Genomic DNA, 1,724 nt, shown 5'->3' with positions numbered 1-1,724 from the left:
GTGGCCATTGACCGGCAGACCCTGGGCGTTGGTCAGGGTCACGGTGTAGGTGATCTGGCCGCCTTCGGTGACGGTGGTCTTGTCGGCGGTGAGGGTCGCAACCACTTCACTGATGGTGTCGGTGATCTGCACCGAGGCGTTGCCGCCCAGCTCCAGATTCTCGAAGGCCTTGCCGTCAACGGCAGCGTCGGTGATGCCGACGGTCAGGGTATCGCCATCCTTGAAGACGTCGTCGCCCTGGGCCTTGGCCTTGTACTCGGCTTCGGTCTGGCCGGCTGGAATGACGACTTTGTCGCCGTTCGACAGGGTGACGGTCAGGTCGTGGTCGAGCTTCTGGCTGACCTTGACGGTGAAGGCCGGCTGCTGGTCTTCGGTGACATCGCCTTTGCCGATGATAGTAACGGTGACTTTGTCGCCCTGGTTGTCGGTACCTGGAGTGCCGGTGCCAGGCTCATCGGTCACGCTCGTGGTGACGGTGTTGTCACCGAGGGTCAGCTTCTCGAAGTTGTCGCCACCGGCAACCGATTCAATCTTGTTGACGATCGAAGGCTGGCCACCTACGAACACATCGTCCGGTGCGGTAATGGTGAAGGTACCGCTGGCGCTGCCAGCTGGAATGGTGACCTTGGTGCCATCGGTCAGGGTGAAGGTCAGGCCATTGTGGCCAGTGACCGACAGGCCTTGGGCGTTGGTCAGGGTCACGGTGTAGGTGATCTGGCCGCCTTCGGTGACGGTGGTCTTGTCGGCGGTGAGGGTCGCAACCACTTCACTGATGGTGTCGGTGATCTGCACCGAGGCGTTGCCGCCCAGCTCCAGGTTTTCGAAGGACTTGCCGTCAACGGCAGCATCGGTGATGCCGACGGTCAGGGTGTCGCCGTCTTTGAAGACGTCATCACCTTGGGCTTTCGCCTTGTACTCGGCCTCGGTCTGACCGGCAGGGATCACGACCTTGTCGCCGTTCGACAGGGTCACGGTCAGGTCGTGGTCCAGTTTCTGGCTGACCTTGACGGTGAAGGCCGGCTGCTGGTCTTCAGTGACATCGCCTTTGCCAACGATGGTGACGGTGACCTTGTCGCCTTGGTTGTCGGTGCCTGGAGTGCCGGTGCCCGGTTCGTCAGTGACGGAGGTCTTCACTTCGTCCTGACCCAGGGTCAGTTTTTCGAAATTGTCGGCACCGGTCACGCTTTCCAGTTTGTTGGTAATGGTCGGTTGACCACCAACGAACACGTCGTCCGGTGCAGTGATGGTGGAGGTGCCGCTGGCGCTGCCAGCGGGGATGGTGACCTTGGTGCCATCGGTCAGGGTGAAGGTCAGGCCGTTATGGCCATTGACCGGCAGACCCTGGGCGTTGCTCAGGGTCACGGTGTAGGTGATCTGGCCGCCTTCGGTGACGGTGGTCTTGTCGGCGGTGAGGGTCGCGACGACTTCGCTGACGGTGTCGGTGATTTGGACCGAAGCGTTGCCGCCCAGCTCCAGATTCTCGAAGGCCTTACCATCGACGGCAGCGTCGGTGATGCCAACGGTCAAGGTATCGCCGTCTTTGAAGACGTCATCACCTTGGGCTTTCGCCTTGTACTCGGCCTCGGTCTGACCGGCAGGGATCACGACCTTGTCGCCGTTCGACAGGGTCACGGTCAGGTCGTGGTCCAGTTTCTGGCTGACCTTGACGGTGAAGGCCGGCTGCTGGTCTTCGGTCACATCGCCTTTGCCGACGATGGTGACGG

1 protein-coding gene is annotated in these 1,724 nt (G+C 61.4%); it reads right to left on the bottom strand.

Going from position 1 to position 1,724, the window contains the following annotated elements; genetic code table 11:
* Positions 1 to 1,724 (bottom strand): immunoglobulin-like domain-containing protein (locus AC25M7_RS25415; RefSeq protein ID WP_486971628.1); only part of this gene is annotated, 1,724 nt, incomplete at both ends.

This window comes from Pseudomonas sp. P106(2024) (genome assembly GCF_057480815.1).
This window is presented reverse-complemented; position numbering and strand designations above follow the sequence as displayed.